This is a genomic window from Pseudomonas sp. ES1 (assembly GCF_050586605.1).
In the GTDB taxonomy this organism is placed as follows: Bacteria; Pseudomonadota; Gammaproteobacteria; order Pseudomonadales; family Pseudomonadaceae; genus Aquipseudomonas; species Aquipseudomonas sichuanensis.
Genome location: NZ_JBOBDM010000149.1, coordinates 1 through 462, shown reverse-complemented (window position 1 = coordinate 462; position 462 = coordinate 1). Strand labels below are relative to the sequence as shown.

General features: G+C 63.9%; 1 protein-coding gene. It reads left to right on the top strand.

Annotation, left to right across the window (positions count from 1 at the left end):
- Positions 1-58: 58 nt before the first annotated feature.
- A partial coding sequence (locus tag ACQ4N9_RS26555) for a contractile injection system protein, VgrG/Pvc8 family (protein WP_430934139.1) occupies positions 59-462 on the top strand: 404 nt, incomplete at its 3' end.

The following is a 462-nucleotide window of genomic DNA, read 5'->3' as shown; positions in this document are numbered from 1 at the left end:
TTCGCGCAGCGGGCTGCGGTCGTTTTGCCACCGAATTTTCGCAACATGAGGGACAAGGATGTTTGCCGCCGCGAACCAGACCCACTTCAGCTTGCACATCGATGGCCTGGAGCATGACTTCCAGGTCCTCGCCTTCGACGGCACGGAAGCCATCAGCCAACCCTACGCCATCGACCTGGAGCTGGTCAGCGAGCACCCCTCGCTGAACCTGGAGAGCCTGCTGCACAAGCCCGCGTTCCTTCAGCTCGGCGACGACGGGCGGGGCCTGCACGGCCTGATCTACCGCGCCGCGCAAGGCGAGGCAGGCAAGCGCCTGACCCGCTATCAGGTCACCTTACGCCCGCAGCTGGCGTACCTGGCCCACCGCATCAACCAGCGCATGTTCCAGCACAAGACCGTGCAGGCAATCATCGCCCAGGTGCTCGAGGAGCATGGCATCCTCGCCAACGCCTACCAATTCCA